The following is a 24,925-nucleotide window of genomic DNA, read 5'->3' as shown; positions in this document are numbered from 1 at the left end:
CAGGTAACCAGCCCGAGGGTGGCGAGCCAGATTACGACAGGATACGGGCGAAGGGCTTGGCCAGCTTGGCCAGCATCGCCTGACGGGTCATGGTCCGGGGCGCACCCGCCTCGGCCGTGACGTATTTATAGTAGTTGTCCCCAGGGAACAGGCACAAAAAGATCACCCGCACGTCCTTGGGATCGGCCAGAACGGCCTGGGGATACCTCTTTTTCACCTCGGCCAGCCGCTTTTCAGCCAAAGCCAGCATCTCGTCCCGATCCCCGAAGTTCATGGTCCCCGTGGGACAGGTCTGCACGCAGGCCGGCAGAAGCCCCGCCTGCACCCGGTCGATGCACATGTCGCACTTGTACATGACCTTGGTTTCGGGGTTGACCCGGGGGATGTCGTAGGGACAGGCCGGACGCACGTTGTCGATGCTGATGCCCTTGGTCTTGTCCGTGAAGATCACCGCGCCCGTGGCCTCGTCCTGCAGGATGGCCCCCTCCACTTCGGAGTCGGCCACCATCTTGCACGGCGCGTCCAGGCAATGTCGGCACTGGTCCGGGAAAAACAGCCAGTTGAACTTGCCGTCGATGGTTTTTTCCGTGAAGCGCACCAGTTTGAGCGTCATCCAGGACAGATCCGGCGGATTCTGGTGCGAGCCGGTGTTTTCCGTCTTTTCGGCGGGTTTGTTTTTCCACTGTTTGCAGGCCACCTGGCAGCCCCGGCAGGCCGTGCACTTGGACAGATCGACGAAGAAGCTTTTTCCGTTCATGGCTTCCGGCCCTCCTTAGGCCTTGCGCACGTTGACCATGAAGGCCTTGGTTTCCGGGATGCCGGTATTGGGATCGCCCACGGAGGGGGTGAGCAGGTTGGCCGATTCGCCGCCATCCTTGGGGTACACCCAGCCGTAGTGCCAGGGAATGCCCACCTGATGGATGGTCTCCCCCATCACCGTGAAGGGCTTGATGCGCTCGGAGATGATGGCCTTGGCCCACAACTGTCCGCGCATGTTCTCCACGATGACCTTTTCGCCGCCCTTGATGCCGCGCATCTCGGCCAGCTCGGGGCTCATCTCCACGAACATCTGCGGCTCGGCCTCAAGCAGCCACGGCGTCCAACGGGTCATGACGCCCGTCTGCCAGTGCTCCGTGACCCGGTAGGTGGAGCAGATGAACGGATAGCGCGGGTCGCACACGGCCCGTTTCTCGGCCTCGCCCGTAAAGATCAGGGCGGTGGGGTTGTGCAGCTGCTTGGAGAAGGGATGCTCGTTCACCGGGCATTCCAGGGGCTCGTAGAACTCCGGCAAAGGACCGTCATTGCGGCCCGGGCCGAAGATCTGGCCAAATCCCTCGGTGGTCATGATGAACGGATACCGGCCCTTTTCCACGTCGGCCATGGGCGGCCAGGGACCGTCGGGCACATCGCCCACCCACTTGCCGTCCACCCAGGCGATGACCGCCTTCTCGGGCTGATACGGCTTTCCGTTGAGATCCACGGAGGCGCGGTTGTAGATGATGCGCCGGTTGACCGGCCAGGCCCAGGTCCATCCCGGGAACAGGCCGATCTTGGCTTGCATCTCGGTCTGGGTCTTGTCGCGGCGGGCGGCCATGTTCTTGTCGGTGTAAGAGGCGCAGTAGACCCAGCAGCCCGAGCAGGTGGAGCCGTCGTCCTGCAGCATGGCGAAGGCCGGAACCTGGTCGCCGGGCTTGAAGGTCTTGTCCGCGTCGCCGACCTTTAAGGTCTTTTCCTTGAGGAAGTAGCCGTTGATGCGCTTGGCCACCTTGTGCGCGTCGAAGGCGTGGTTGGTGGCCACGTCCCAGTTGAGGTTCAGGATGGGATCGGGGAAGGCCCCGCCGTCCTTTTTGTAGAGCTCGCGAATCTTCTCGAACAGCTCGTAGATGATGTCGCCGTCGGGCTTGGACTCGCCCAGGGGCTTGGGTCCGCCGTAGCGCCACTGCATCCAGCGGCCGGAGTTGGAGATGGAGCCTTCCTTCTCGATGGACACGCAGCAGGGCAGGAAAAAGACCTCGGTCTTGATCTTTTTGGGGTCCATGCCCGGGCCGCGCCAAAACGAACCGGTCTCGGTGTCGAACAGGTTCACCGTGACCATCCAGTCCAGTTTGGACATGGCCTCGCGGGTCTTGTTGGCGTTGGCGGTGCTGGCGGCCGGGTTCTGGCCCCAGGCGAAAAAGCCCTTGAAGGCGCCTTTCAGCATGGCGTCGAACAGCGACAGCCAGGAATAGTCCTTGCCGGGCTCGAGCTTGGGCAGCCAGGAGTAGCCGACCTCAAGCTCCTGCTCGGGATACAGGGACTTGATGAAGCTGGCCATATATTTCGGCCGGTTGCCCCACCAGTTGGCGCTTCTGGGATCGGCGGACTTGGGGGTGTTTATCGCGTTGTAGTCCTTGAGCGTGGGCCAGGCCGCACTCGGGGTCGGCAGGTAGCCCGGCAGGATGTGATAGAGCAGCCCCTGATCCGTGGACCCCTGGACGTTGGCCTCGCCGCGCAGGGCGTTGACGCCGCCGCCGGCCACGCCGATGTTGCCCAGAAGGAACTGGATGATGGTCATGGCCCGGATGTTCTGCACACCCACGGTATGCTGGGTCTGGCCCATGGCGTAAAGCATGGTGCCGGACTTCTCGGGCTTGCCCGTCTCGGCGTAGGTCTTGTAGACCTCCACCAGATCCTTTTCCGGGGTTCCGGAGATCTTGGACACGGTCTTCAGATCATAGCGCTCGTAATGCTTCTTCATGATCTGATAGACGCAGCGGGGATCGGACAGGGTCGGATCCTTTTTGGGGACGCCCTTGTCGTCCTTCACGAAGGCCCAGGAGGACTTGTCGTAGCTGCGTTTTTCCGCGTTGAAGCCGGAGAAAAGCCCGTCCTTGAATTCGTATTTGTCGCTTACGATGAAGGCTGCGTTGGTGTAGTTGACCACGTAATCCTTGAAGATCAGGTTGTTCTTCAGGATGTAGTTGATCATGCCGCCGAAAAAGGCGATGTCCGAGCCCGAGCGCAGACGGGCGAAGACGTCGGCGTGCTGGGAGGTGCGGGTGAAGCGCGGGTCGACATGGATGACCTTGCCGCCGCGTTCCTTGGCCCGCATGACCCACTTAAACGAGATGGGATGGTTTTCGGCAGGGTTGCTGCCGATGATGAAAATGCAATCACTGTTGACCAGATCGATCCAATGATTGGTCATCGCGCCGCGTCCGAACGACTCTGCCAGAGCCGCCACAGTAGCGCTGTGTCAGATACGGGCCTGATGCTCGATATACGTAAGGCCCATAGCCCGGAGCATGGCCTGATAGATCCAACACTCCTCGTTGTCCATGGCCGCCGAACCCACGGAGGCGATGCCGTTCACCCGGTTGACCACCTGGCCTTTGGCGTCTTTGACCTCAAAGGTGGCGTCGCGGGCTTCCTTGGTCAGCTTGGCGATGCGCTCCAGGGCGAAATCCCAGCTTTTTTCCTCCCACTTGTCGGAATACGGGGCGCGGTACAGCACCTTTTGCAAACGCCGGTCGTTTTCGCCGAGTTGGGAGATGGACGCGCCTTTGGGACACAGGGCGCCTTCGTTGATAGGATGGTCCGGATCGCCCTCGACGTTGACCGCGCGGCCCTTGCCGCCGTCGGCGGTGCTGACGATGAGCCCGCAGCCCACGGAACAGTAGCAGCACACCGAGGTGGTCTGCTTGGTCCCGGCCAGTTTCGCCGCCTCGGCCTTGGCATGAACCGGGGTGAGGTCGAATCCCAGGCCGCCGAAGGCGGTGACGGCCATGGCCCCGCCGGTCAGCTTGAGAAAATCCCTGCGTTTCAATTTCATTGATTCCTCCAACCGGTTACGTGTTCAACACCCGCGTATCTCGCGGCCCAGGCGAACCTGAAGTTCGTAGCCCGCCGCAAGCCAGGTCACGGGGAAATTCGCCCGGGGGGCGTCCGCCATCCCCTCCTCCGGCACGGAAAAGGACACCCGTTCGGCGCGCGCCCGAACCATGCCCAGATCGAATCCGAGGCCGGTAAACGGCAGGGAATCCCAAGCCGTCGCCGCAGCGATCCGTTGTGCTTCCATCAGTCTCCCCCTGTCCGCCCCATCTGTGCCTTCGTTATGTCAAAAATGACATAAGTACCTGAAATCACAGATGTTAAATTCTAGTAGGACTCGGGCCGGGGGATGGTCAAAACAAATCGCTTTGTTCGCGTTTTGGCACCAAACTGCAGAGGTAGGTGAGCAAGATCGGGAGGATGTCTTCGTTACGATGGTTGTAGCGGAATTCCAGTTCCTTGAGATACAGGGGGAATCTTCGGGCGCTGACGCCGTTAAAGCGGCGCAGGCGGCTTTGGGCGAAACTCCAAAACCCGCCCCGGCGCGTATCCAGAAACGGCGTGCGGTCCAGAATGTCGGCGTAGCGCCGGACATCGTCGCCGCCGCAGAACATGAGCGCGTCATAATGCTGGTAGCGGTCGGTGTAGACCACTTTGCCCAGGCGGGCCACCTTGAGGGAAAAACTCAGGTTGAAGTGGACGACATGCTCCACGCGCATGTCCGGCACCAAGTCCACGAAGGTCCAGTCCGGTCGCTCGATGATCCCGAAGACCGGGATGGGGCCTTCCGAGGCCGTATCCCGGGACATGACGATGCGGCCGCCGTCGTAGCCCATGGCCCGGCCCGTTTCGCCAAAGAGGATCTGGGAGGCGTCCGGGGCGGCCGCCACGATGGCGAAGCGAAGGACCGTCACGGCCCGGTAGACGGTGTTGTAGGCCAGCCCCAGTTCCTCGGCCATGGTGCTGGCGGTCAGCTCCCGGGCGAAAAGCCGGGTGAGGCGCAGCCAGTCCCGGCAGCTTAAGCCCCCGACATTGACGAACCGGCCGGTCAATTCATGGAAGGTGTAGCGGCACGCACCGCAGCGCAGCCTTCCGTCGGCCAGGATGTAAACCGTTTCGTCCCGGCAACGGGGGCAAAACCGCTTCCGCCCCTTGTAGGCATGGGACAGCAACAGCCGCCGGGCCGCCGCCTCGGAGCGGGCCTGCCGGGCGTCATCGTGCTTCACCGCCCCTGTGGGCGACACGGTCATGCCTCCCCTCCCCACCCCGGTGGTCCTGCCGCCGCGAGGAACCCGGGATCAGACCCCGGCGGCGGCAAAGGCGGCATCCACAATCTGCCGGGCCTCGTCCTGGAGCCTTTTCAGGTGGTCCGCGCCCAGGAAGCTTTCGGCATAGATTTTATAGACATCCTCGGTGCCCGAGGGCCGGGCCGCGAACCAGCCGTTTTCCGTGGCCACCTTGAGGCCGCCGATGGACGCGCCATTGCCGGGCGCGGCCGTGAGCTTGGCCGTGATCGTCTCCCCGGCCAGGGTGTCCGCCGCGACCATTTCCGGCGAGAGCCCCGACAGGGCCTTTTTCTGGGCCTTTGACGCCGGGGCGTCCAGCCGCTCATAAATGGGCGCGCCGAAGCGCTCAGTGAGTTCCCGGTAGTGCTCGGCCGGGTCTTTGCCGGTTGCGGCCGTGATCTCGGCGGCCAAAAGATCAAGCAGGATGCCGTCCTTGTCCGTGGACCAGGCCGTGCCGTCGAACCGCAGAAACGAGGCCCCGGCCGATTCCTCGCCGCCAAATCCGAAAGAGCCGTCGAGAAGCCCGTCCACGAACCACTTAAACCCCACCGGCACCTCGCACAGCCGCCGCCCGAGCGAGGCCGCCACCCGGTCCAGCATGGCGCTGGAGACCAGGGTCTTGCCCACGGCGGCGTCGGCGCGCCATCCCTGGCGGGTCCGGAACAGATAGTCCACGGCCACGGACAGGTAGTGGTTGGGATTCATGAGCCCGCCGCCCGGGGTGACGATGCCGTGGCGGTCGTAGTCGGGATCGTTGCCGAAGGCCACGTCGAAACGGTCCTTCAGGGCGATCAAGCCCTGCATGGCGTAGGGCGAGGAACAGTCCATGCGGATCTTGCCGTCCTTGTCCACGGTCATGAACGAAAACGTGGGGTCCACCACGGGATTGACCACCGTGATGTCCAGGCCGTAGCGGGCCGCGAGGGGCTCCCAGAAGGCGATCCCCGAGCCGCCCAGGGGGTCCACGCCGATTTTCACCCCGGCGGCGGCCACGGCCCGCAGGTTCACGATGTTTTCCAGGTCGTCCACATAGGGGGCCACGTAATCGTGCTCGATGGTGGTGTCCGCGCCCAGGGCCTTTTCGAAGGGGATGCGGGAGACGCCGGACAGCCCGGCCTTGATGAAGGCGTTGGCCCGGTCCTGGATGTCTTTCGTGGCGCCGGTGTCGGCCGGGCCGCCCGAGGGGGGATTGTATTTGATGCCGCCGTCCTGCGGGGGATTGTGGGAGGGGGTGATGACGATGCCGTCGGCCGTGCCGCCCTTGGCCGTCCGGTTATGGCGGAGGATGGCATGGGAGATGACCGGGGTGGGGGTATAGCCGCGCCCGGCCTGGATCATGACCGTCACCCCGTTCGCCGCCAGCACCTCAAGGACCGTGACGAAGGCCGGTTCGGACAGGGCGTGGGTGTCCATGCCCAGAAAGAGCGGGCCGGTGATGCCCGCGATCCTGCGATAATCGCAGATGGCCTGGGCGATGGCCAGGATGTGGACCTCGTTGAAGGAGCCGTCAAAGGCGCTGCCCCGGTGTCCGGAGGTGCCGAAGGCCACCTGCTGGGCCGGGTCGTCCGGGTCGGGGCGGGTGGCGAAATAGGCGGCCACGAGCCGTGGCACGTTGACCAGAAGGGATCTGGGGGCCGGTTTTCCGGCCAGGGGATGCACGGACATGGGGACGCCTCCTTGGGATTGTCGAGCCGACTCCCGCTATGGCCGATTCCCGCCCCGGTGTCCACGGCCCGCCCTGCCTTCGCGTTGCCGGGCGTCGCCATCCCCCGGAAGGGGAAACGCTTCCGCCGTGCCGAGCGAGCTGTGAGGGAACGGGCGGCCCTAAACGAAATCCGGATCAATGGCGGCCTTGCCGCCTGCGGTCATGAGCTTGACGAAATTCACCGTGCGCTCGTCCACGGGCACGATGGGGAACCGGGCCCGGCAGGCGGCGCATTGGGCCAGGGCCGGCTTGACCGGGGAGGCCACGGGCACGGCCTGGCCGCACTGGGGGCAGGGATAGAGGAAGACCAGCTCCATCCCCATGGGTTTGATCGGGGTCAGCGGCTTTTTGGGATTCATGGGGTGCGCCTTACGGATGCCCAAGCAGGCTTTTTCCGGTCATTTCCCGGGGTTTCTCCAGACCGAGCAGTTTCAGAAGCGTGGGGGCGATGTCCCCCAGCACGCCCGGCGACAGCGAGGCCGTCCTGTGGGCCGGGTCGGCCAGCACGAAGGGGACCTCATTGAGCGTATGCGCGGTCATCTTTCCGCCATGGGCATCGATCATCTCCTCGGCGTTGCCGTGGTCGGCGGTCAGGCACAGGCGTCCGCCCGAGGCCAGGACCGCCTGGACCATGCGCCCCACGCATTCGTCCACCACCTCGCAGGCCATGATCGCGGCGGCCAGATCCCCGGTGTGGCCCACCATGTCCGGGTTGGCCAGATTGACCACGTACAGGCCGTAACCCTTCTCCCATTCCCGCAAAAAGGTCTCGGTGACCTCCCGGGCGCTCATCTGGGGCTTTTGGTCGTAGGTGGCCACCTCGCGCGGGGACGGAACCAGGAGGCGGTTCTCGCCGGGGAAGGGCTCCTCCCGGCCGCAATTGAAAAAATAGGTCACGTGGGCGTATTTTTCCGTCTCGGCCAGCCGCAGCTGCACAAGCCCCGCCTCGGACACGGCCTGCCCCAGGACGCCCGTATAGCTTTCCGGGGCAAACGCCACCGGAATGCCGAAGGTGGACTCATATTCGGTCATGGAGACGAACCCGGCCAGATCCGGGGTCGCCTCCCGGGGAAAACCGTCGAAATCCGGCCGGATGAAGGCCTGGGTGATCTCCCTGGCCCGGTCGGCCCGGAAATTGAAAAAAAACACGCCGTCCCCGTCCCGGATGCAACCGTCCGGGATCGGGCCGCCCTCCCCGCCCGGCACGGCCAGAAGCCGCGGGGTCACGAACTCGTCCGTCTCCCCGGCGGCATAGGCCGCGTCCACGGCGGCTGCGGCGTCGGCGGAAAGAAGCGGCGCGCCCGTGCCCGAGGTCAGGGCGGCATAGGCCCGTCCCACCCGGTCCCAGCGCTTGTCCCGGTCCATGGCGTAGAACCGGCCGGTGATCGAGGCGATGGTTCCGCAGTCGTTGTCGTGCAAAAAGGCGTCGAGATCGGCGATAAATCCTCGGCCGCTTTGGGGCGGGGTGTCCCGGCCGTCGAGAAAGGCATGCACCAGGACCGGCGCGCCCAGGGCCTTGGCGGCCAGGGCCAGGGCCTTGAGATGACGGATATGGCTGTGCACCCCGCCGTCGGACACAAGGCCCATGAAATGCAGTCGGCCGCCCCGGGCCTTGACCTTGGCCGCCAGATCCGCCAGGGCCGGATTACTGGCCAGCGACCCGTCCTCCACGGCCATGTCGATGCGGGTCATGTCCTGATAGATCACGCGCCCCGCGCCGATATTCATGTGCCCCACCTCGGAATTGCCCATGAACCCGTCCGGCAGGCCCACAGCCCGGCCCGAGCAGCGCAGCCGGGTGTGGGGAAATTCGCGCCTCAGGCGGTCCACGTTCGGGGTGCGAGCCAGGGAGATGGCGTTGCCGGGACCGGCCGGGGCCAGGCCCCAGCCGTCGAGGATGAGCAGAAGAAGCGGCGCGGCGCGGTTCATTGCGGCCCCTTGCCCGATTCGTCGGAAAAAGAAAGGGGAATGGGCTTGGCCTCAGACCACAACCCTTCGATATTATAGAAATCCCTGGTCTCTTCCAGAAAAATGTGCACCAGGACGTCATTCATATCGACCAAGACCCACTGTCCGGTGCGGTAGCCCTCCATGCCCAGGTAGGCGATGCCCCGTTCGGCGCACATGGCCAGCGTATGGTCGGCCAGGGCCTTGGCCTGGCGGGCGCTCGTGGCGGACACGGCCACCATGGCCTCGCAGATGGGGCTTAAGCCCGTGACGTCCAGGGCCACGATGTCCCGGCCCTTTTTTTCGTGCAGCCAGGAGGCCACGAGCACGGCCTTGCGGACGGTGTCCAGATCGATCTTTTTTTTCTTTTTCCCGCGCGCGGGCTTGGCGTCGTTCGTATCCGTAGGCATGAGTGGCGGCACCCCGAGGCCGCGAAGGTTTTACGTGGAGAGCAACCTCAACCGGAGGCGTTCTACCGGATTCGGAACGTTCCCGCAAACCCGCCGGATGGCCGCTTCCTTGCGAAATTGCGGACAAGCCCTTTTTTTCCCTTCCACTTCTTGACGCGGCCGCGCAAATTCGGGCAGGAATGGCTGGTTACGCCATGGTCTTTTCGCAAGGAGAATCCCATGATTTTCGACGACGACATGGAAACGCTGCCCAGGGAAGAACTTGAAGTCCTCCAGCTTCGGCGTCTGAAAGGCCTCGTGGACCGGGTATACGCCAACGTCCCCTTCTACCGGAAATCCTTCGACGACGCCGGGATACGCCCCTCGGACATCCAAAGCCTGGCCGACGTCAGGTATCTGCCCTTCACCGAAAAGCAGGATCTGCGCAACCACTATCCCTATGGCCTTTTCGCCGTTCCCAAGGACAACGTGGTGCGCATCCACGCCTCCTCGGGCACCACGGGCAAGGCCACGGTGGTGGGCTACACCAAGCGCGACGTGGAGAACTGGGCCACGCTCATGGCCCGTTCCCTGGTGGCGGCCGGGGCCACCAAGCGGGACATCATCCACGTAGCCTACGGCTACGGACTTTTTACCGGCGGACTCGGGGCGCACTACGGCGCGGAACGCCTGGGGGCCACCACCATCCCGATGTCCGGGGGCAGCACCAAGCGCCAGGTGATCCTTTTGCGCGACTTCGGGGCCACGGTGATCTGCTGTACCCCGTCCTACAGCCTCTTTTTGTACGAGACAGCCCTGGAATCGGGCATCGACATCAAGGAGCTGCCGCTTCGCATCGGCGTATTCGGGGCCGAGCCCTGGACCGAGGAGATGCGCCGGGACATTGAGACCAAGCTCGGCATCAAGGCCATCGACATCTACGGCCTGTCCGAGATCATGGGGCCGGGCGTGGGCATCGAATGCATCGAGGCCCAGGCCGGGGCGCACCTTCAGGAAGACCATTTCCTTTTGGAAATCATCGACCCGGTGACCAAGGAGCCCCTGCCCCCGGGCGAGACAGGCGAACTGGTCATCACCACCCTGTGCAAGGAAGCCCAGCCGTTGATCCGCTACCGCACCCGGGACATCACCAGCCTAAACTTCACCCCCTGCCGGTGCGGCCGGACCTTTGCCCGCATGCACCGGGTCATGGGCCGCAGCGACGACATGCTGATCATCCGGGGGGTCAACGTCTTCCCCTCCCAGATCGAGAGCATCCTTCTGGAGACCCAGGGACTCACCCCGCATTACCAGCTTCTGGTCAAGCGCGAGGGCAACCTGGACACCCTGGAGGTGCAGGTTGAGGTGGACGAAAAGATCTTCTCGGACGAAATCAAGAATTTACAACGCCTGGGCGGCAAGATACAAAAGCATATCAAGGAGTTCCTGGGTGTCACGGCTGCGGTGAAGCTGGTCGAGCCGCGTTCCATCCAGCGTTCCGAGGGCAAGGCCAAGCGCATCGTGGACATGCGCAACTCATCGTAAGGCACGGCAGCAAACCGGGTCCGTTCGCCCGATGCGACCAAAGGGGTAACACATGAAAGCCGAACAGATTTCCATTTTCCTGGAAAACCGCGCCGGCCGCCTGGAGGAAGTCGCCAGGCTCCTGGCCGAGGCGAAAATCAACATCCGGGCCCTGTCTTTGGCCGACACCTCGGATTTCGGTATCCTGCGCCTGATCGTCAGCGACCACGAAAAGGCCAAAAAAACCTTGAAGGACGGCGGGTTCACCGTGGGCCGCAACGCCGTGGTGGCCGTGCAGGTGCCGGATACGCCGGGCGGCCTGCACTCCATCCTGAACATGCTGAGCAGCCAGGGCATCAACGTGGAATACATGTACGCCTTCGTGCAGCAAAGCTCCAAGGCCGCCACCATCATCTTCCGCTTCGACCGCACCGACCAGGCCATTGAGGTGCTCACGAAAAACGGCATCACCATCATCCCCGGCGACACCCTCTACAGCATGTAACACGGGTCTGCCGCGCGGCGCGCTTCCCTTTTCGGGACGCGCCGCGCGCCCCACACGGCATCCTTCATGACCACCCCCACGCCTCGACGTCCCATTGACCTGATCCGCTCCATCGTCCGTACCCTGGCCGTGATCTGCCTGCTCGGCTACACCGTTCTGATGACCACGGACGTCCTGTTGTACCATCTCGGGGCCAAACTGTCCTTTTTCTCCCCCACCCAGAAGGAGCTCCTCTACTCCCACGGGGTTTTCGCCGCCTTCCGGCATCCCGACTACCGCCCCTGGCTCAAAGGCTTCGTCAATGAACCCGGGAGGACGGAGACCACGGTCAGCGTGGACGACACCTACCGGGCCTACGGCGTCCCCATGGAGAGCCCCCCCATGGTGCAGCTCTCCGCCGTGGACTCCCTGGGGTGGTGGAACGACAAGTCCCCGTCCCAAGCCAAGGTGCTCTTTCTGGGCGACTCCTTCTGCTACGGGGCGGGCTCCGGCACGGACAACACCATCTACCGCCTCTTCGAAGTAAAGACCGGGATTCCCGACTATGCCGCCTGCAAGGGCGGCTACGGCCTGGCCCACTATGCCCGGCTCCTGGACACCCTGACCGGCGACAGCCTGGGCCCGGAAAACCGGTTCTCGGGCAAGACCGTCTATGTCCTCCTTTATCTGGGCAACGATCTCTCGGCGGACATCCTCGTCTACCGGCAGCGGCAGCAGGACGAAATGGTGGGACCGGCCCGGCACCTGTGGCTGGAATCCATCCGCAACCTCCTCACATATCTCCGCGAATCCAACGCCCTGGCACGCCAGGAGGGCGGTTCGCAGACCCCGGGCCAGCCCCGGAACCCGACCCTGGGATATTATCCGGTCCATCTCAAGGCCCCCGCGCCGGACACCGCCTATGCCTTTCACCCCTTCTACCGCACCCTGTTGAATATGGCCTGGTTTGGCCCCAAGGAAGAGGAGGAACTGCGGGCGGTCTTTGCGGAAATGGCCCGCATCGCCCGGGAACGCGGGCTCGACGTGCGCTTTGTGGTCATTCCCACCGCCTTGCAGGTGCTCTACCCGCGCATCGACGCCAGCCGTCTGGACAAAAACGCCCCCTTCGCCAAAGAGGCCCCGGTGGTGGTGAAAAACTTCAACCAGCTCACGGCCTTTGCCGTTTCTGCGGCCGAGGAGGCCGGGTTTCCGGTCCTGGACCTGGAGCCGCTCCTGGTCGGCCGCGACGACGCCGCCGAGCTGTATTGGCCCACGGACACCCACTTCACCCCCCACGGCAACGCCGTCGCCGTGGACGCCATTCTCAAGGCCTTCCCCGCCAACTGACCCGGATTGCGCTCACCGTCCCGCCGCCGCAGGATTGTCTTGACAAAATTCCTTCCCCATGGACTATGCTTGTCTATGCTGGCGATGTGCGGGTTGATGCATGGCCAGCATGCCCATGGGATGGTTTCGTATGCGGATTTCCGAACTTCGACGCATCGACGGATGGATCTGGGAGGTTCCCCGTACGGGGGCCATGCGTGTCCCAGGTCGCATCTACGCGGACAAGCGCCTGATTGAGGATATGGAAGACACGGTGTTGGCGCAGGTCAAAAACGTGGCCAGCCTGCCGGGAATCGTCACGGCCAGCTTCGCCATGCCCGACGCCCACTCCGGCTACGGCTTCCCCATCGGCGGGGTGGCCGCCTTCGATCCCGACACCGGCGTCGTTTCAGCGGGCGGGGTGGGGTTCGACATCGCCTGCGGGGTGCGCACCCTGGTGAGCAACCTTTTCGCCGATGATCTGGCCGGTCGCGTCCCGGCCCTGGCCGATGCGCTGTTCTCGCGCATCCCGGCCGGGGTGGGCAGCACCGGGGCCGTACGCCTGACGGCCGGGGAACTGGACGCCATGCTGGCCGGGGGGGCGGTCTGGGCGGTGTCCCGGGGGTTTGGAGAAAAGGCCGACCTGGATCGCATCGAAGAGCGGGGCCGTATGGACGGGGCCAGGCCGGAGATGGTTTCCGAGGCCGCCAAGGCCCGCCAGAAAGACCAGATGGGCACCCTGGGGGCCGGAAACCACTATCTGGAAGTGCAGGTGGTGGAGGAAATTTTCAACGACGCGGCCGCAGGGCTGTACGGCCTGCATCCGGGACAGGTGGCGGTCGCCATCCACTGCGGCTCCCGGGGGCTGGGACACCAGATCGGCACGGACTATCTGAAACGCATGCACGACCACGCCGCCAAAACCGGGGTGTCCTTCCCGGACCGGGAACTGGCCCACGCGCCCATCGCTTCGGATCTGGGGCAACGCTATCTGGGGGCCATGCGCTCGGGCATCAACGCCGCCCTGGCCAACCGCCAGATCCTCACCCACATGGTCCGCGAGGTGTTTGCGGAGATGTTTCCCGGCTCCAGGTTGGCGCTGCTCTACGACGTGTCCCACAACACCTGCAAGGCTGAGACCCACATGGTGGACGGCGTCCCACGGCTGCTGTTCGTGCATCGCAAGGGGGCCACCCGGTCGCTTGGTCCCGGGCATCCGGACCTGCCGCCCGGGCTTGCCGCCGCCGGTCAGCCGGTGCTGGTGGGCGGCAGCATGGGCACGGCCTCGTTCATCCTCTCCGGGACCGCCGCAGCGGAAACGCGCGCCTTCGCCTCGGCCTGCCACGGCGCAGGGCGGGCCATGAGCCGAAAACAGGCCGCCCGGCATTTCAAGCCCCGCACGGTACTGGAAGACCTGGAGCACATGGGTGTCGCCGTTCGGGCCCACGACTTCCGGGGACTGTCCGAAGAGGCCCCCGGGGCCTACAAAAACATCGAGGCCGTGGCGGACGCGGCATGCCGGGCGGAACTGGCCGCAAAGACCGCCCGGGTGCGCCCCCTGGCCTGCATCAAAGGCTGATGACGCCAACGAGGAATCCATGGCCCGCGACTCACGATTTCCCCTAAGCCTCCCCGAACTGGAACGCCTGTGCGGATCGGCCCTGTGCGCCGTGGCCCCGGAAGGGACCATCCTTGAGGCCGGGCCCCGGGCCCGGACCCTGCTGGGTGGCGGGGCCGGCAAGCCCTTCCCCGGCCCCTTGCGCGACGGCAGCATCCTCGACCTGCCCGGGACCGGTCCCCTGCGCCTTTTTCCCTTGCCGACCAAGGGGCGCGAGGTGATCCTGGCCATGATTCCCCCGTCCCAGGCCGAGGCGGCCGAGGCGGAGATGGGCCGGGCCCGGGCGGCCACCAAGGCCGCCGAGGCGGCCAAGAGCGTTTTTTTGACCAACATGAGCCACGAACTGCGCACGCCCATGATCGGCATCCTGGGCATGACCGAACTCACCCTGGCCACGTCTTTAAGCCGCAAGCAGCGGGAATACCTGGAGATGGTCCGGCACTCGGCGGCGTCGCTTCTGGAGATCATCAACGACATCCTGGACAGCGCCCGGATCACGGCCGGGAAGCTGGAACTGGCCGCCACGGCCTTCGCCCTGCGGGAGACCGTGGACAGCGCCATCACGGTCTTCGCCCCCCTGGCGGAACAAAAGGGACTGGCGCTCTCGGCCCATATCGAGGACGGGGTTCCAAAGATTGTCGTGGGAGACCCTATCCGTCTGCGCCAGGTGCTCATCAACCTGGTGGGAAACGCCGTCAAATTCACAGACAAAGGGCATGTCGAGGTGGAAGTATCCCTGGACTCCGACCTGTCTTTGCATCCGGACGCGCCCCGTCTGGCGTTCACCGTGCGCGACACCGGCATCGGCATCCCGGCGGGAAAACTCGACGCCATCTTCGAGAGCTTCACCCAGGCCGATCCCTCCCCCACCCGCAAGTACCGGGGGGCGGGGCTTGGGCTGTCGATCTTCAAGGAACTCGTGACCATGATGGGCGGGGAGATCGACGTCTCCAGCGAGGAAGGCAAAGGCAGCGTCTTTTCCTTCCGGGTGAACCTGCGCCCGGCCGGGGAGCGGACTCCGCCCGAGGCCGCAGGCGGGGATCACGGCGCGGCCTGGGAAAACGCCCTGCCCCCCCTGACCATCCTTTTGGCCGAGGACAACCCGGTGAACCAGATGTTCATCCGGGAGCTTTTGGAGCAAAGCGGCCACTCGGTGATCGCCGCCCATACCGGCCTGCGGGCGGTCAAGGTTCTGGAGAAAAGCCGGGTGGACGCCGTGCTCATGGACATCCAGATGCCGGAGATGGACGGCATGGAGGCCACCCGGATCATCCGCAGCGCCACGGACGGCCGGATCGACCCCGAGGTGCCCATCATTGCGCTTACGGCCCACGCCCACAAGGGGGATCGGGAGACCTTCCTGCAGGCCGGGATGGACGACTACCTTCCCAAGCCCGTGGGCCTGCCGGAGATTTCGGCATCCCTTCTGCGGGTGCTGGCCCGGAAGGGACGCCTGCCCGCTGCGCCGCCCTGCGACGATCCGGAGATTCTGGACTTCGGCTGGCTTTTGGAGAAAGCCCGGGGCAACGCCGCCTTCGTGCTGAAGCTGTTTACGGCCTTCGTGGAGGAGAAACCGGGCATGATCGAAGCCATGCGCCAGGCCGCCACGGCCCCGGACCTGGAAAAGCTGGCCTTTCTGGCCCATTCCCTCAAGGGGGCCTCCGCCACCATGGGGGCCAAGCACTTAAGCGCCATGGCCAAGGCCCTGGACACGGCGGCCCGGGCGGGGAACCGGGAAGGCTCCGCCGCCGCCCTGGTGGATGTGGAAAAGGCCCTGGAGCAGGTGTTGGAGCATATGAAGGCCAAGATGGCCCAGCACGCCGAACCGGCTCCGGCCGCCTGACCCCCGCAGGGCCAAGCGGCCGGTCGTCCATCATGGCCGCAGCGCGCGAGGCTCCGGCGTCAGCCCAACATGTCCGGCAGGCCGCAAAACGCCCCATAAAAAATACGAATGTATTTTTTATGGAGAAAATCCTTTTGTCCGGCGTCACCCCAGCATATCGGGCATTCCATACAGCCGTCCCGGCTTCTGCCCCGGCAGCCAGGCCGCAGCCCGAAGCGCCCCCTGGGCCAACGTATCCCGGGAATGGGCCCGGTGGGTGACCTCAATGCGCTCGCCGGGACCGAAGAAATAGACCGTATGGTCGCCCACCACGTCCCCGCCGCGCAGGGCCTGAATGCCGATCTCCTTAGCCGGACGCGGGCCGATGATGCCCTCCCGGCAACATTTCTTCACGGCGTCGAAGTCGCGCCCGGCGGCCTCGGCCAGGCATTGCCCGATTTTTATGGCCGTGCCGCTGGGGGAATCGGCCTTGCGGTTATGGTGGATCTCCATGACCTCCATGTTGTAGGCGTCCCCGAGCCTCTTCACCAGGGCGGGCAGCACGGACAACAGCACGTTGATGCCCACGCTCATGTTCGGCGCAAAAAACACCCGTCCGGCCGTGGCGGCCTGGGCCACGGCGGCGAGCTGATCCTTGTCCAGCCCGGTGGTCCCGACGACCAGCGGATTCCCGGCGGCCACGGCGATCTTGGCCGTCGCCACGGAACAGGCCGGGGAGGTGAAGTCGATGACCACCGCCCCGGGAACCTGGGGCAGCACCGCAGCCAGGTCCGACCCGGCCACGCAGCCATACTCCGAAAGCCCGGCCTCGTTCCCCGGCCGCTCCACCACGGCCGCCAGCCGGTAGTCCGGATTGGCCCGGACCAGTTGGATCAGGGTGGACCCCATGCGCCCCCGCGCCCCCATGATGACCACGTCACACACGCTCATGTCCGTCTCCCGCGTTAAAAAAGGTGCCTATGAAAAACCGCCCGGCCGCGACCGAGTGCAAGGCCGGGATGGATGCCTCCGGCGGCCAAAGGGCCTTGGCCCTTTGGAATCCCTTATAAAAACAAACGGCTGCGCGTCCAACAAAAAGAGGAATCAGCCGGGAAGAAGGCGGCCCTGGACCATGCCCGCCCGGCCTGGGCCGGAACGCACAAGCTCCAGGAAGGCCGCCTTGTCGATGACCTCACACCCAAGCTCCCGGGCCTTTTGCAGCTTCGAGCCGGGCTTGTCCCCGACGACCAGGTAGTCGAGCTTTTTCGAGACGGCCGAAATCACGATGCCCCCGGCGGCCTCGGCCATGGTCTGGGCCTCCTGCCGGGGCAGGCCCACAAGCTCGCCGGTAAATAAAAACCGCTTGCCGCGAAGCGGCCCGGCCACGTCCGCCGGGGCCTTGGACACGGCCACGGGCCACAGCCCCACCGCCTTGAAACGGCCAAGCAACTCCCGCTGCTCCGGCGCGGCGAAAAACTCCCGGATGGAGCGGGCCACCTCGGGGCCGACATCGGAAAGCGCGGTCAGATCCTCCTCCGAGGCCCCGGCCAAGGCGTCCATGTCCGTGAACCTCGCGGCCAGGGTCTTGGCCGTGCGCGTCCCCACCAGGGGGATGCCCAGGGCCGCGATGCATTTGCCAAGCGAAGCCGATTCCCTGGCCCTGGCGATGGCCGTGATGAACTTCGTGGCGGACTTCTCCTTCATGCGCGGCAGCTCCAGAAGCTGCTCTTTCGTCAGGACGAACAGGTCCGCCGGGGTGCGCAGCAGGCCGCGCGCCACCAGTATCTCGATCCACTTGCCGCCCACGCCTTCGATGTCCAGCCCGGCCTTGGACACGAAATAGATGACGCCCCGCAGGCGCACCCCCGGGCAGTCGGGGTTGACGCACTTGCGGGCCGACTCCCCGGGCAGCCGCACACTCGGGGTATGGCAGGACGGGCAATCCGACGGAAATGTGAAGGGTTTTCGGCCTTCCGGCGGCCGCTTCTCCTCCACGGCCCGCACCACCTCCGGGATCACGTCCCCGGCCCGGCGCACCACCACCGTGTCCCCCTCGCGCAGATCCTTGGCCGCGATCTCGTCCTCGTTGTGCAGCGTGGCCCGGGATACGGTGACCCCGGCCAGGGACACCGGGGCCAGGATGGCCACCGGGGTGATGACCCGGGTGCGCCCCACCTGGACCTCGATTTTTTCAAGCACCGTCTCGGCCTCATGGGCCGGAAACTTCAGCGCCACGGCGAAGCGCGGGGCCCGGTCGGTGAACCCCAGGGCCGCCTGTACGGCCAGGTCGTCGCACTTGACCACGGCCCCGTCGATCTCAAAAGGCAGATCGAGCCGCTTTCTGCCCAGCTCCTCGAAGAAGGGATAGACCTGGGCCGCCCGGCAGACCCTGCCCTCCCGGGCCACGGAAAAGCCGTAGCCGGAAAGCGCGGCCATCATGGCCGAATGGGTTTTCCAGGGGGCCGCGCCGCCGGGAAAAAGGGACTCGCCCGTGGCATAGGCGAAAAACCGCAAGGGTCGGGAGGCCGTGATTTTCGGATCGAGCTGGCGCACGGACCCGGCCGCCGCGTTTCGGGGATTGGCGAAGACCTTCTCCCCGGCCGCCCGGCGAGCCTCGTTGAGCTCATAAAAATCCTGGCGGGTGATGACCACCTCGCCGCGCACCTCCAGAAGCTCCGGCGTCGGGAGTCCGGCCGCAGCGGCATGGGGCGCCAGGGTCAGGGGCACGCTGCGCACCGTGCGCAGGTTCTCGGTCACGTCCTCGCCGGTGACCCCGTCGCCCCGGGTCAGGGCCGAAACAAAAAGGCCCCGCTCGTACACGACCTCCAGGGCCAGGCCGTCGAACTTGGGATCGACCCAGAACGCCGCGCCAAGCTTTTCCCCCTGCCGGGCCAGGGCGTTTGCCGCCCGCTCCAGGAAGGCCTCCCACTCCTCACGGCTCATGGCGTTGTCCAGGCTGTACATGCGCTGGCGGTGCGGCCGGGAGACGTAGCCCTCGGCGGGCGCGCCGCCCACCCGTCTGGTGGGCGAGGTCGGGTCGGCCAGTTCCGGATAGGCCGCCTCGATATCTTGGAGCTCGCGAAAAAGCGCGTCGTACTGCGCGTCGCTGACCTGGGGATCGTCAAGCACGTAATAGCGGTGGTCGTGGTGGCGGATGAGGTCGCGAAGCTCGCGAACCCGCGCCGCCGGATCGATGCTGCCGTAAGCCACGCCTTCTCCGTCAGTCGGCCGCATCCGGCCGGTTGAGGTCCGCTCGACCGTTAAAGATCACGTTCCACAGCCGCTCAAAGGCATGCCCGGTATTGTCGGCGTCCCCTGGGTCGGCCGCCGCCAGGGCCAGGGCCTTTCGATAAAAGCCCAGGGGCCGGGCCAGGATGCGCTCCCGGCTGACCATGAAAAGCCCCGCCGGGGCCGGGGTCAGAAAGGTCTCGGGCACGGGACCGGCGAAAAGCGCCGCATAGAGCTCGCCCACCGGGATGTCCTTGCCGAACCCGGCCCAGGAACCCGCCCTGGCCGGATCGGCCATGTCATGGGGCCGCCCCAGCCGGTCGCATTTGAGCTTGAACCAGGCCAGCCCGGCAAACGGCGCGCAAAGCCGGGCGTTTTGCTGCATGCGCCGCCACAGTCCGGCCGCGTCCATGTCCGGCGGCAGGTGGCGGAAGGGATCGCCCTGCACAAAGGCCGTATAGTCGGCGAAATCCGGATACCGGGCCACGATGTGGTGCAGGTAGGTATGGCTCTCCCGGCCGACGTTGGGCAGGGCATACGGTCCGGGCGTGCCGGACTTGTCGTAGACCACGACCGGACAGCAAAGGGCCGCCGTCCAGGACACGTCCTCGGAGTACCGGGCTACCACGCATTCGATCCGGGGATGTGCCGCCACCTCCGCCTCCACACGGCTTCCTGCCTGTTCTCCGAACCAGGGCCAAACGCACATCGGGAAAGGACGCCCTGCACATCCGCTCTTGCAACTGCAGGCCGCGTCCCAGGGACAACAATCCTGCGGGCGAAGACCTTCCAGCTCCGGAACAATCCCCCGGCCCATCGTCACCGGCGTGCCTGCCTTCCGGCTACAGAATCTCCCGCAGCCGGTCCAGATCCTCGCCCTTGCCCACCAGGATCATGGTGTCCCCGGCCTCGAGCACGGTCTGGGGCTGGGGGTTGAACACCATCTCCCCGCTCGATTTCTTGATGCCGATGATGATCAGGTCGAAGCGCGGCCGTATCTTGGACTCGATGAGATTCTGGTTCACCACCTCGGAGTCGGCCTCCACCCGGAGCTCCTCCATCTGGAGGTCGATGTCGCCGCCGCCCAGGGCCAGTTCCAGGAAGCTTGTGACCGTGGGCCGCAAAACCGATTGGGCCATGCGGATGCCGCCGAACAGGTGCGGGATGAGCACCTGGTCCGCCCCGGCCCGCTTGAGCTTGGGGATGTGCGGCGCGGTGTCGGCCCGGGCCACGATAAACAGCCTGGGGTTGATCTGCCGGGCGGTGAGGGTGACGTAGACGTTGGCCGCCTCCTGGTGCAGCGCGGCCACCAGGGACTTGGCCCGGTCGATCCCGGCCGCGATGAGCACATCGTCGTCCGTGGCGTCCCCGGACAGGTGCAGGATGCCCTTTTCCTCAAGCTCCCGCACCACCTCGGGATTTTTTTCGATGACCACCACGCCGTGTCCCTCGTCCAAGACCTTCTCGGTCACGATGGCCCCGATCCGGCCGCAGCCGCAAATGATGATATGTCCGGTCAGCTTGTCGATGGCTTTTTGCACCCGCCGCCTCCCCCAAATTTCTTGCAGACGTCCCTCAATGAGCACCTGGGTGAACGACCCCACCAGATAGGCGAAGCTGCCCACGCCGCACACGATCAAAAGCATGGTGGCCACCCGCCCCTGCTCGGAGAGCGGATTGACCTCCTGGAAACCCACCGTGGAAAGGGTGATGATGACCTGGTAGAGGCTATCGAAAAAGGGCCAGCCCTCGATGATCATATACGAGGCCACGCCCGCCGCCACAACGGCGGACATGATCACGCAGCCGATGACGATGGGCCAGAATATTCCCAGACGGTGCTGCATCGTCAGCACGCGTCCGCGCAGCTTGATGGAGTTCATGCCTCTCCCAGGCTTAGAAGCTTTTCGCGCAGGGCCGTGATGCGGTCACGCAGGGCCGCCGCGCGCTCGAAGGCCAGTTCCTTGGCCGCCGCGCGCATCTCCCGCTCCAGGCGGCGGATGGTCTGTTTCATGGACGCCGGGGTCACCCCGTATTCGCCCGTGTCCTCGGCGGCCAGGATCCGCGCCGCCTGGGCCGTCTCGTCGCGAATCTGGCTGTACAGGGAATCCAGGACGTTTTCCATATCCTTGCGCACGGTGGCCGGGGTGATGCCCCACTCCCGGTTGTAGGCCTCCTGCTTCTCCCGGCGGCGGCTGGTCTCCTCCATGGCCGTGTGCATGGAGCCGGTCACCTTGTCGGCGTAGAGGATCACCTTCCCGGCGGCGTTGCGGGCCGCCCGGCCAAAGGTCTGCACCAGGGAGCGCGTGGAGCGTAAAAATCCTTCCTTGTCCGCGTCAAGGATGGCCACCAGGGAGACCTCGGGGATGTCCAGGCCCTCGCGCAGCAGGTTGATGCCCACCAGCACGGCGAATTCCCCCTGGCGCAGGGCCTGGATGATGGCCACCCGCTCCAGGGTGTCGATGTCCGAATGCAGATACCGGGAGGTGACCCCCATGGCGTTGAAATAATCCGTCAGATCCTCGGCCATGCGCTTGGTCAGGGTGGTCACCAAGACCCGCTCGTCGGCCTGCATGCGCCTGCGGCACTCGCCCAGCAGGTCGTCCATCTGGCCCGTGGTGGGCCGCACCGTAACCACCGGGTCCACCAGCCCCGTGGGCCGGATGATCTGCTCCACCACCAGGCCCTGGGAGCGTTCGATCTCCCACGGCCCCGGCGTGGCCGACACGAAGACCATGCGCCCCACCCGGGTCAGGAACTCCTCGAAATTGAGCGGCCGGTTGTCCAGGGCCGAGGGCAGCCGGAACCCGAAATCCACAAGCGTCTGCTTGCGGGAGCGGTCGCCGCTGTACATGCCGCCGATCTGGGGCACGGTGATGTGGGACTCGTCGATAAAGGTGATGAAGTCCTCGGGAAAATAGTCCAGAAGCGTATACGGCGGCTGCCCGGCGGCCCGGCCGTCCAGGTGCCGCGAATAGTTCTCGATGCCCGTGCAGTAGCCCAGTTCCTCGATCATCTCCAGATCCTGCATGGTGCGCTGCTCCAGGCGCTGGGCCTCCAGGAGCCGGTTGCCCTTCTCGTATTCGGCCAGCCGCAGACGCAGTTCCTCCCGGATGTCCGACACGGCCCGGTTCAGGTTCTCGCGATCCGACACGTAGTGGCTGGCCGGAAAAATGATGGTCCTTTTGAGCGTCCCCAGCACCTCGCCCGTAAGCGGGTCCGTCTCCAGGATGGCCTCCAGCTCGTCGCCGAAAAATTCCAGCCGCAGGGCCGTGTCCCGGCTGTAGGCCGGGATCAGCTCCACCACGTCGCCGCGCACCCGAAACGTGCCCCGGTGGAAATCGATTTCGTTGCGCTCGTACTGGATCTCCACCAGCCGCGACAGCACCCGGTCCATGCTCGTCTCTTCACCCACGGCCAGGGGCAGCACCATCCGCTCGTAGTAGTCCCGGGAGCCCAGGCCGTAGATGCAGGACACCGAGGCCACGATGAGCACGTCGCGCCGGGTAAGCAGGGAATGGGTGGCGGCGTGGCGCAGCTTGTCGATGTCGTCGTTGATGGACGAGTCCTTCTCGATGTAGGTGTCCGTACGCGGCAGATAGGCCTCGGGCTGGTAATAGTCGTAATAGCTGACAAAATATTCCACGGCGTTATGCGGAAAAAGTCCCTTGAACTCGTTGTAAAGCTGGGCGGCCAGGGTCTTGTTGGGGGCCATGATCAGGGCCGGGCAATTCAGGCGGGCCACCACCTGGGCCATGGTGAAGGTCTTTCCGGTGCCCGTGGCCCCCAGGAGCACCTGGTTTTTCACACCGGCCGTAAGGTTGGCCGCCAATTCCTCGATGGCCTGGGGCTGGTCCCCCTTGGGTTCGAAGGGGCTTTTGAGCTGGAAAAGACTGGACATGTAGGGTAAAATCCGGTTTTACGAGGTTTGGGCGGCCGTGTGGCCGCGTCACCGAATGTACGGCCAAGCCGTTTCGGACACAACGGGGAAATCCCAGACCATATTCGCCGCCAGCGGCACACGGGAGAGCATCCATGGAAATCGACATCGTCCCGGCGGACAACACGCTGCCTGTTGCCCGGGCCTACTCCCTGTCCATCGTCATCAAAAGCTTCAAGGGACGCAAGGACGTGGAGGTCCATCTGTTTCGGCCGACATGGGATGCGGCCGAGGAAAAACTCTACGATTGGAACGCGCTCATGGGCGATCTGCTGGTGCCGGACCTGGAGGTCAGCCTGGAGAGCTGTCGGCGGGTGGTTTTGGAGGCCTTTACCGAGGAGGAGCGCGACCAGCTCGTGGAGTATCTCAAGAACCGCTACCAGGACCGGCTGGCGGCCATCCGCTCCTGTTCCCTCAATTTCCCCATCCCCCTGGGATTGGTGGCCCTGTCGGAACTCACCGAGGGCAAGGATTCAGGCTTCGTCAATTTCGACAAGGTGCCCAATTTCCCCCTGCCCTTTGCCGTGCGCGGCTTTTTCGACCTAAGCCAGCACCGCCCCCTGCTCGAGGGCGTCGAATAATCCACGCGCCCGATTCACCCCTGACGACCAACCGGGGAGCCGTCCAGCACGGCTCCCCGCCCTTTTTGGAGCCTGTGCATGAAAAGCGTCTGCGTGTTTTGCGGGTCCAATCCCGGCGGCGATCCCGTGTTTCTGGAAACCGCCAAGACCCTGGGGGCCTTCCTGGCCCATGAGGGGCTGACGGTGGTTTACGGCGGGGCGTCCGTCGGGCTCATGGGGGCCACGGCCAATGCCTGCCTGGCGGCAGGCGGCAAGGTGATCGGGGTATTGCCCGATTTTTTAAAGAAAAAGGAGCTGGAGCACACCGGGCTGACGCAGTTGCACGTCGTGCCGTCCATGCACGAGCGCAAAGCACTCATGGCCGAGCTGTCGGACGGGTTTGTCGCCCTGCCCGGCGGCATGGGGACGCTGGAGGAATTCTGCGAGATCGTGACCTGGGCCCAGCTTGGGCTGCACGCCAAGCCCTGCGGGCTGCTCAACGTGGGCGGGTTCTACGATCCGCTTTTGGCCTTGGTGCGGACCATGGTGGAGAACCGCTTCGTGCGCGACGCCCATGCGGGCATCGTGCTGTCCGCGCCCACGCCCGAGACGCTCCTTTCCGCCATGCGGGCCTACCGGCCGGTCACCGCCCCCAAGTGGATCGACCGGGACAAGAGCTGATCACGACACGCCACGAAACGTAGGCACATGAAAAGCAGCGATCTTTCACCTCGCATCGCGGAGATATCCCCGGCGGACGCTCCACGGGAACTGTTGCTTCTGGCGGACCCGTCCGAGGCCAAGGTCACGGCATATCTGCCGCGCTCACGCTGCTTCGCGGCATATTCCGGGCCGTCGCCTGTCGCTGTATGCGCAGTCATCCCTCTTTCAGATGCGGCGTATGAAATCATGAACATCGCCGTGGCGCCTTCCCGGCAACAAAGAGGAATCGGGACCACGCTTCTCGGCCACGTCATTTCCGTATTCAGAGAGGAAGGGGCCTGCCGCCTTGAGGTTGGGACGGGAACGTTCGGCTATCAACTGGCGTTTTATCAGCGGCAGGGATTTCGGGTCACGGGGATTGACACGAATTTTTTTCTTACGAACTACCCGGAACCCATCTTTGAAGACGGCATCCAACTCAAGGACATGCTGCGGCTTACCCTGGTGTTGCGGCCCTTCCCGGAGAAACGCTGAACGGGAGGGATGGGGCATCGCCCCAGAACAGGGCCGTTGTTGCCGCCGCAATGCGGCCCTTCCTTCTCCTCTTCTCTCCCGGCCCCCGG

The 24,925-nt window shown here is 65.0% G+C and carries 21 protein-coding genes; 8 read left to right on the top strand and 13 right to left on the bottom strand.

Annotated elements, in window-relative coordinates:
- Nucleotides 1-31: 31 nt before the first annotated feature.
- The 8 genes from GD606_RS01460 to rsfS all read right to left on the bottom strand — a co-directional run bounded on the left by GD606_RS01460 (nucleotide 32) and on the right by rsfS (nucleotide 9,158).
- Entirely contained in the window at nucleotides 32-757 is a 726-nt protein-coding gene (locus tag GD606_RS01460; RefSeq protein WP_163300393.1) for a 4Fe-4S dicluster domain-containing protein, read from the bottom strand.
- 15 nt (nucleotides 758-772) lie between these two features.
- Nucleotides 773-3,811, bottom strand: coding sequence for a formate dehydrogenase-N subunit alpha (fdnG, locus tag GD606_RS01455; protein WP_163300392.1), 3,039 nt, complete (start codon nucleotides 3,809-3,811; stop codon nucleotides 773-775).
- A 24-nt stretch (nucleotides 3,812-3,835) separates the two neighbouring features.
- Nucleotides 3,836-4,057 (bottom strand): hypothetical protein, encoded by a 222-nt coding sequence (locus tag GD606_RS01450; RefSeq protein ID WP_163300391.1) that lies wholly within the window; start codon nucleotides 4,055-4,057, stop codon nucleotides 3,836-3,838.
- 106 nt (nucleotides 4,058-4,163) lie between these two features.
- Nucleotides 4,164-5,060 carry a transposase gene (locus tag GD606_RS01445; RefSeq protein WP_163300390.1) on the bottom strand — a complete coding sequence of 299 codons (897 nt, stop codon included), beginning with the start codon at nucleotides 5,058-5,060 and terminating at the stop codon, nucleotides 4,164-4,166.
- A gap of 48 nt (nucleotides 5,061-5,108) precedes the next feature.
- Complete coding sequence (gene pgm / locus GD606_RS01440) at nucleotides 5,109-6,761, bottom strand: phosphoglucomutase (alpha-D-glucose-1,6-bisphosphate-dependent) (RefSeq protein ID WP_163300389.1); 1,653 nt, start codon at nucleotides 6,759-6,761, stop codon at nucleotides 5,109-5,111.
- A 159-nt stretch (nucleotides 6,762-6,920) separates the two neighbouring features.
- The gene (locus tag GD606_RS01435) at nucleotides 6,921-7,160 is read right to left on the bottom strand and encodes a hypothetical protein (protein ID WP_163300388.1); all 240 of its coding nucleotides are present in this window, start codon (nucleotides 7,158-7,160) and stop codon (nucleotides 6,921-6,923) included.
- Between the two features lie 10 nt (nucleotides 7,161-7,170).
- The gene (gene gpmI / locus GD606_RS01430; RefSeq protein WP_163300387.1) at nucleotides 7,171-8,730 is read right to left on the bottom strand and encodes a 2,3-bisphosphoglycerate-independent phosphoglycerate mutase; all 1,560 of its coding nucleotides are present in this window, start codon (nucleotides 8,728-8,730) and stop codon (nucleotides 7,171-7,173) included.
- Entirely contained in the window at nucleotides 8,727-9,158 is a 432-nt protein-coding gene (gene rsfS, locus GD606_RS01425; protein ID WP_163300386.1) for a ribosome silencing factor, read from the bottom strand. The genes gpmI and rsfS overlap by 4 nt, the downstream gene beginning before the upstream one ends.
- A 219-nt stretch (nucleotides 9,159-9,377) precedes the next feature.
- Between rsfS and GD606_RS01420 the strand changes: the two genes are divergently transcribed.
- The 5 genes from GD606_RS01420 (at nucleotide 9,378) to GD606_RS01400 (ending at nucleotide 15,932) form a co-directional block, all read left to right on the top strand.
- The gene (locus GD606_RS01420) at nucleotides 9,378-10,682 is read left to right on the top strand and encodes a phenylacetate--CoA ligase family protein (RefSeq protein WP_163300385.1); all 1,305 of its coding nucleotides are present in this window, start codon (nucleotides 9,378-9,380) and stop codon (nucleotides 10,680-10,682) included.
- Between the two features lie 52 nt (nucleotides 10,683-10,734).
- Nucleotides 10,735-11,166, top strand: a complete 432-nt coding sequence (locus GD606_RS01415; protein WP_163300384.1) for an ACT domain-containing protein — start codon at nucleotides 10,735-10,737, stop codon at nucleotides 11,164-11,166.
- 66 nt (nucleotides 11,167-11,232) lie between these two features.
- Nucleotides 11,233-12,492 (top strand): alginate O-acetyltransferase AlgX-related protein, encoded by a 1,260-nt coding sequence (locus GD606_RS01410; protein WP_163300383.1) that lies wholly within the window; start codon nucleotides 11,233-11,235, stop codon nucleotides 12,490-12,492.
- A gap of 130 nt (nucleotides 12,493-12,622) precedes the next feature.
- Nucleotides 12,623-14,050, top strand: coding sequence for an RtcB family protein (locus tag GD606_RS01405; RefSeq protein WP_163300382.1), 1,428 nt, complete (start codon nucleotides 12,623-12,625; stop codon nucleotides 14,048-14,050).
- A gap of 19 nt (nucleotides 14,051-14,069) precedes the next feature.
- Nucleotides 14,070-15,932 (top strand): ATP-binding protein, encoded by a 1,863-nt coding sequence (locus GD606_RS01400; RefSeq protein ID WP_163300381.1) that lies wholly within the window; start codon nucleotides 14,070-14,072, stop codon nucleotides 15,930-15,932.
- 144 nt (nucleotides 15,933-16,076) lie between these two features.
- On the opposite strand, the gene dapB is transcribed toward GD606_RS01400, so the two are convergent.
- From dapB to uvrB, 5 genes are all read right to left on the bottom strand, one after another.
- Nucleotides 16,077-16,862: a 4-hydroxy-tetrahydrodipicolinate reductase gene (dapB, locus tag GD606_RS01395; RefSeq protein WP_163300380.1), complete on the bottom strand. Its 786-nt coding sequence runs from the start codon at nucleotides 16,860-16,862 to the stop codon at nucleotides 16,077-16,079.
- Between the two features lie 153 nt (nucleotides 16,863-17,015).
- A complete protein-coding gene (ligA, locus tag GD606_RS01390; RefSeq protein ID WP_246298920.1) occupies nucleotides 17,016-19,121 on the bottom strand; it encodes an NAD-dependent DNA ligase LigA in 2,106 nt (701 codons plus the stop codon).
- 10 nt (nucleotides 19,122-19,131) lie between these two features.
- Entirely contained in the window at nucleotides 19,132-19,794 is a 663-nt protein-coding gene (locus tag GD606_RS01385; protein WP_246298919.1) for a DUF3431 domain-containing protein, read from the bottom strand.
- A gap of 187 nt (nucleotides 19,795-19,981) precedes the next feature.
- Complete coding sequence (locus GD606_RS01380) at nucleotides 19,982-21,022, bottom strand: potassium channel family protein (protein ID WP_163300377.1); 1,041 nt, start codon at nucleotides 21,020-21,022, stop codon at nucleotides 19,982-19,984.
- Complete coding sequence (gene uvrB / locus GD606_RS01375; RefSeq protein ID WP_163300376.1) at nucleotides 21,019-23,040, bottom strand: excinuclease ABC subunit UvrB; 2,022 nt, start codon at nucleotides 23,038-23,040, stop codon at nucleotides 21,019-21,021. The genes GD606_RS01380 and uvrB overlap by 4 nt, the downstream gene beginning before the upstream one ends.
- Before the next feature lie 134 nt (nucleotides 23,041-23,174).
- On the opposite strand from uvrB, the gene GD606_RS01370 reads away from it, so the two are divergent.
- From GD606_RS01370 to GD606_RS01360, 3 genes are all read left to right on the top strand, one after another.
- On the top strand, nucleotides 23,175-23,660 hold the full coding sequence (locus GD606_RS01370) for a hypothetical protein (RefSeq protein WP_163300375.1): 486 nt from the start codon (nucleotides 23,175-23,177) through the stop codon (nucleotides 23,658-23,660).
- A gap of 78 nt (nucleotides 23,661-23,738) precedes the next feature.
- The gene (locus GD606_RS01365; protein WP_163300374.1) at nucleotides 23,739-24,320 is read left to right on the top strand and encodes an LOG family protein; all 582 of its coding nucleotides are present in this window, start codon (nucleotides 23,739-23,741) and stop codon (nucleotides 24,318-24,320) included.
- Between the two features lie 27 nt (nucleotides 24,321-24,347).
- The gene (locus GD606_RS01360; RefSeq protein ID WP_163300373.1) at nucleotides 24,348-24,836 is read left to right on the top strand and encodes a GNAT family N-acetyltransferase; all 489 of its coding nucleotides are present in this window, start codon (nucleotides 24,348-24,350) and stop codon (nucleotides 24,834-24,836) included.
- Nucleotides 24,837-24,925: the final 89 nt, after the last annotated feature.

The organism is Desulfolutivibrio sulfodismutans DSM 3696 (assembly GCF_013376455.1).
Classification (GTDB): domain Bacteria; phylum Desulfobacterota; class Desulfovibrionia; order Desulfovibrionales; family Desulfovibrionaceae; genus Desulfolutivibrio; species Desulfolutivibrio sulfodismutans.
Note: the sequence above shows the minus strand (reverse complement) of the source record. Positions and strands in the feature narration are given on the sequence as shown.